This window comes from Staphylococcus sp. EG-SA-17, assembly GCF_017151845.1.
GTDB lineage: Bacteria > Bacillota > Bacilli > Staphylococcales > Staphylococcaceae > Staphylococcus > Staphylococcus aureus.
In genome coordinates this window covers 1-436 of the sequence record NZ_JACVZO010000112.1, presented here as the reverse complement: position 1 = coordinate 436, position 436 = coordinate 1, and the positions used below count along the sequence as shown (strand labels likewise).

The following is a 436-nucleotide window of genomic DNA, read 5'->3' as shown; positions in this document are numbered from 1 at the left end:
TTTTTATACCACTTCAACTCCATTGTTCAGATATAAGATAGGCGACTCAGTAGAATTATATGAAGAATTGCCTGAAAATTACACGCAAAGTGATATAAAAATAAAAAGAATCATTGGAAGAAATAATGACTTTTTACAATCAAGTGAAAGAGGCATTATCACAAATGTATATCTATCAACAGCAATAAGAGAATTAGGAAATAATGTAATCGATTCACAATTTGTTCAAAATAACTTGGATTTAGTCGAAGTTAATTTAGTCGTTTCAAAGGGTGCAAGTAAACGCAAAATTGAAGCAATTCTAGAAAAGCAACTTAAAGCAAGATTTGGTAATAAAACTCAGTTTAATTTTAACTTTGTAGATAGCATCGAACGTACAAAAGGTGGAAAAAAAAGATTTATGATAAATAATTTGAAGTAAGGAGAAAAAAAGAAT

At 28.2% G+C, this 436-nt stretch carries 1 pseudogene; it reads left to right on the top strand.

Annotated features, from left to right (window positions below):
• Positions 1 to 421, top strand: a pseudogene (locus IDG65_RS14295) (phenylacetate--CoA ligase family protein); the annotation flags it as partial.
• Between the last annotated feature and the right edge of the window lie 15 nt (positions 422 to 436).